The organism is Coprococcus intestinihominis (genome assembly GCF_040096555.1).
GTDB classification, from domain to species: domain Bacteria; phylum Bacillota; class Clostridia; order Lachnospirales; family Lachnospiraceae; genus Coprococcus_A; species Coprococcus_A intestinihominis.
Window position 1 is genome coordinate 1 of sequence record NZ_JBBMEK010000270.1, and the last position, 4,492, is coordinate 4,492.

Consider the following 4,492-nt stretch of genomic DNA (forward strand, 5'->3'; position numbering starts at 1 on the left):
CTGAGCAATATGTCGAACTCTCATGTACAGAAAGTCGCTGTATGTACACAGTTTAATGCACGTTCATTGAATCAGCATCTCAATTCTTCCAAGTGGTGGGATTTCGGACGTAAGCAGGGCGGACTTTTTGTATTGACACCGACGATGACAACGGAGAACAATTCCTGGTACAGAGGAACAGCGGATGCCATGTATCAGAATATTGATTTTCTGCGTGAAAGTCACGAACCGTATGTAATCATTACATCCGGGGGCTGTGTTTACAAGACTGATTTTAATAAGATGCTGGAATATCATATCAATCAAAAGGCAGATATTACAGTAGGGTATACGAAGCTGGCGGCAGGTCAGGATGATCCGACACGTTTTGGCGTGATGCAGATGGATACTGACGGACGTGTGCTTAGCTTTGAAGAAAAACCGGTTGTTACAGATAATATGACTGTATCAACAGGTATCTATATTATCAGAAGAAGGTTGCTCATTGGACTTTTGGAGAAGGCCAATGCCGAACAAAGATATGACTTTGTCAAAGATATTCTTGTCAGATATCGTGAGACGAAGAAGATTTATGGTTATGAAATGCCGGGGTATTGGAATAATATTGCAACTGTAGATTCCTATTACAGAACGAATATGGATTTTCTGAAGAAGGATGTCAGAGATTATTTCTTTGGCGGTTATGCGAGCATTTATTCGAAGGTTGAGGATCAGCCGCCGGCAAAGTTCAATCCGGGGGCGTCTGTGAGAAACAGTCTGGTGGCCAGCGGATGCATTATTAATGGCAAGGTTGAGAATTCGGTTCTGTTCCGCAAGGTATATGTGGGGAATAACTGTGTGATCAGGAATTCGATTATTCTTAATGATGTCTATATTGGAGATAATACGACGATTGAGAACTGTATTGTTGAAAGTCGTGGAACAATTCGCGCGAACGAAACTTACAGGGGTGAGGACGGCAAGGTAAGAATTGTTGTCGAAGAAAACGAAAGATATATAATCTGATAAGTGGGAAGCTGCAGCTGTCATGAATGAACAGTTGGGGAAGTATCAGAATAATGGGGGTATACATATGCAGATTACAGATGTAAGAGTTCGCAAGGTGACGAAAGAAGGTAAGATGAAAGCGGTTGTTTCAATTACCATTGATAATGAATTTGTTGTTCATGATATCAAGGTTATAGATGGGGAAAAAGGCCTGTTTATCGCAATGCCAAGCCGTAAGGCAGCAGACGGCGAGTACAGGGATATTGCACATCCAATTAATTCCAATACCCGTGAACGGCTTCAGAGAGAGATCCTTGAGAAATACGAGGAAGCTGCACTGGAAACAGAACAGGAATAACAGATGGAAACCTGAGCTGTTATGCGTTGTGCGAATCTGCACAGAATGATTGCAAAAAATAGGAAATAATTCCGGGAAGGGATGCCGACAGAGAGAAGGCATCCCTTCTTTTCACCGTATTGACAAAGAAATATAAAACTTTTATATTATAACAGATAGGAAACTCAGAGATATTAGCAGTGTATACGGAGCGAAAGATATGCATTTAATCGTAGGTTTGGGCAATCCAACAAAACAATATGAAGGAACCAGACACAACGTCGGGTTTGAGACAATTGACAGAATTGCAGCGGAGAATCAAATCCGCGTGGAAGAGAAGAAACACAAGGCACTTTATGGCAGCGGTTATATTGAGGGCGAGAAAGTTATTCTGGCAAAGCCGCAGACATTTATGAATCTCAGCGGTGAAAGTGTCAGAGAACTGTCTGATTACTATAAGATTCCTGCAGAGAATATTATTGTGATCTATGATGATATCAGTCTGGATGTGGGACAGCTGAGAATCCGTGAGAAGGGCAGCGCCGGTGGACATAATGGGATTAAGAATATTATTCTGCATCTTGGAACAGAGGTATTCCCGAGAATCAAGGTAGGTGTCGGGGAGAAACCGAAGGGCTGGGATCTGGCGGATTATGTTCTGGGACGTTATAGTGCCGAGGATAGAAAGATCATTGACGAGGCACAGAAGGAAGCTGCTGAAGCGGTCAAAATGATGGTTATGGATGATGTCAGGGGGGCCATGAACCGGTATAATACCAAGAAAAAGGCCTGATAGCAGATGCGTGAAAGGAGTTTGGCATGAAAGCGTTTACACAGCCATTACATGATTTAAGTGAATATGATCAGATTGTCAGTGATCTTGCCGGACAGCGGACACCAATTCATATAGATGGCTGTATAGATTCACAGAAATGCCATCTCATCAGCAGTATCGGAGAACCTTATCCGTTTAAGCTGATCGTCACTTATAATGAGATTAAAGCAAAAGAAATTTATGAGGATTACCGGTTTTTTGACCGGAATGTTTATTATTATCCGGCCAAAGACATTATTTTTTATAACGCAGACATTCACAGCAATCTGATTGTCAGTCAGAGGATGGCCGTGATCCGGCGAATGATGGATGGATGCCCGGTTACAGTGGTGACAACTATTGATGGTCTGTCAGACAGACTGCTGCCGTTGGAAGAACTTCAGAAGAACCGATGTGTTTTTAAGGTGGGAGATATTCTGCCACTGGAAGCACTCAGCAGGAAATTGACGGCGCTTGGGTTTGAAAGAGTCAGTCAGGTAGAAGGTCCGGGCCAGTTTGCGGTCCGCGGTGGAATTCTTGACATTTATAATCTGGCGGATGAGAGCCCTTATCGTGTCGAATTGTGGGGAGATGAAATCGATTCCATCAGAAGTTTTGATGTAGAGAGTCAGCGGTCTATTGAACAGGTTGATGAGGTGACAATTGATCCGGCTGCCGAGTATATTATGAGTGTATCGGTACGGGACCGTGGATTGAAGCTGATCGATCGGGACATGAAGCAGCAGGTGCAGAGATTGAAGGATGCCGGGAATTATGAAGCGGCGGCCAGATTGAAACAGGCAGTTGCGGAATTGAAGGACAATCTGGAATTGAGCAGCGCAGCTTCAGGTATCGATAGTCTTGTGCAGTATTTTTATGACCATACAGTTTCATTTTTGGATTATTTCACGGAAAAGGATAGTCTGATCATCCTGGATGAGCCGGCCCGTGTGGCAGAGAAGGGGGAGGCTGTAACGGCAGAATACAGAGAGAGTATGATGGGCAGGCTGGAAAAGGGCTATGTGCTGCCGGGACAGACAGAGGCCATTTATGAATGTCGGAAGATTCTGGCACGGATGGGAAGTCTGCGGACGGTTTTGCTCAGTACGCTTTCCTATAATTCAGCGCATATTGCAGTTAAGAGTAAATACAGTATGATGGCCAGCAGCATGCATACCTACAGGGGGGATTTTCAGCTGTTGGTAAAAGAACTGACAGGATGGAAAAACAGCGGTTATCGACTGATTCTTGTCTGCCGTTCGGAGACAAGAGGCAAACGTCTTGTCAAAGACCTTGCAGAGTATGATCTGTTGGCTTTTTATTCAGAAGACAGGGATCGGGTGCCGGCGCCTGGAGAGATTATGATTATTCACGGCAGTCTTCATAAGGGCATACAGTATCCGATGATCAAATTTGCCATTATCGCAGAATCAGATATGTTTGGTGAAGATAAGAAGAAGCGGAGAAAACGCCGACAGCCTGCATCGGAGGGAGAGCGCATCAGAAGCTTCAAAGAACTGTCTGTTGGGGACTATGTTGTTCATGAAGGACATGGCGTCGGTATTTACCGGGGCATAGAAAATGTAGAAGTTGACGGTGTGGCCAAGGATTATATCAAGATAGAATACGGCGGTGGCGGAAGCCTGTATATTTTGGCGACAAATCTGGACATGATCCAGAAATATGCGGATAAAGATACCAAACAAGTGAAGGTCAATAAAATGAGCGGACCGGAGTGGACCCGTACCAAGACGAAGGTAAAAGGGGCGGTCAGAGAGCTGGCTATGGATCTGGTAAAGCTGTATGCTGCCCGTCAGGAGTCAGAAGGATATGTATGTGGCCCGGACACTGTGTGGCAGCGGGAGTTTGAAGAAATGTTTCCGTATGAGGAGACGCAGGATCAGCTGGATGCCATAGAAGCAACAAAACGTGATATGGAAAGTACAAAGATCATGGATCGACTTGTCTGCGGTGATGTGGGCTTTGGCAAGACAGAAATTGCCATTCGTGCAGCTTTCAAAATGGTGCAGGAGGGACGGCAATGCGCAGTACTGGTGCCGACAACGATTCTGGCTCAGCAGCACTACAATACTTTTTGCCAGCGTATGAAGGAATATCCAGTGAATATTGGACTTCTTTCGAGATTCAGAACAAAGGCTGAACAGAAGAAAACACTGGAAGATCTCAAAGCCGGACGGGTGGATATTGTTATTGGCACACATCGTCTTCTGTCGAAAGATGTAGAGTTTAAGAACCTTGGTCTGCTGGTGGTAGATGAAGAGCAGCGATTTGGTGTTACCCACAAGGAGAAGATCAAGAAAATCAAAGAGAATGTGGATGTATTGACATTGACG

General features: G+C 44.6%; 4 protein-coding genes. All 4 read left to right on the top strand.

The features are described from left to right. The coding region (gene glgD, locus WMO25_RS15365; RefSeq protein WP_349086053.1) for a glucose-1-phosphate adenylyltransferase subunit GlgD at positions 1-1,005 on the top strand (1,005 nt) is incomplete at its 5' end. Positions 1,006-1,072: 67 nt separating this feature from the next. Next, positions 1,073-1,345 carry a septation regulator SpoVG gene (spoVG, locus tag WMO25_RS15370; RefSeq protein WP_349086054.1) on the top strand — a complete coding sequence of 91 codons (273 nt, stop codon included), beginning with the start codon at positions 1,073-1,075 and terminating at the stop codon, positions 1,343-1,345. Between the two features lie 199 nt (positions 1,346-1,544). Continuing rightward, entirely contained in the window at positions 1,545-2,117 is a 573-nt protein-coding gene (pth, locus tag WMO25_RS15375; RefSeq protein WP_015513884.1) for an aminoacyl-tRNA hydrolase, read from the top strand. A gap of 26 nt (positions 2,118-2,143) precedes the next feature. Then, a partial coding sequence (locus WMO25_RS15380; protein WP_349086055.1) for a DEAD/DEAH box helicase occupies positions 2,144-4,492 on the top strand: 2,349 nt, incomplete at its 3' end.

Excerpts from the sequence above, each read along its gene's own strand:
- spoVG (WP_349086054.1), top strand. The coding sequence starts at position 1,073 with ATGCAGATTACAGATGTAAGAGTTCGCAAGGTGACGAAAGAAGGTAAG.
- pth (WP_015513884.1), top strand. The coding sequence starts at position 1,545 with ATGCATTTAATCGTAGGTTTGGGCAATCCAACAAAACAATATGAAGGA.